The organism is Psychrobacter sp. TB20-MNA-CIBAN-0197, assembly GCF_040309765.1.
Classification (GTDB): domain Bacteria; phylum Pseudomonadota; class Gammaproteobacteria; order Pseudomonadales; family Moraxellaceae; genus Psychrobacter; species Psychrobacter submarinus.
Genome location: NZ_JBEOPC010000837.1, coordinates 1 through 261 on the forward strand (window position 1 = coordinate 1; position 261 = coordinate 261).

Here is a 261-nt window from a genome sequence, read left to right on the forward strand (position 1 = left end):
CGCCAGCATGGCCTGGAACCGGCAATTTTTCGCTTCTTCAACATCTTCGGCCCACGCCAGGATCCGTCCTCGCCGTATTCCGGGGTGATCAGCATCTTCAGCGAACGCGCCTCGAAGGGTTTGCCGATCACCGTGTTTGGCGATGGCGAGCAGACTCGCGATTTCCTCTATGTCGGTGATCTGGTCGATTTGCTGGTGCAGGCGCTGGAAAAGCCTGATGTACAGGAAGGCGCGGTCAATGTTGGCTGGAATCAGGCGATG

Annotated in this window: 1 pseudogene; it reads left to right on the forward strand. The window is 57.9% G+C overall.

Annotation, left to right across the window (positions count from 1 at the left end):
- A pseudogene (gene pgnE, locus AAEY83_RS16215) lies at positions 1–261 on the forward strand (UDP-N-acetylglucosamine epimerase PgnE); the annotation flags it as partial.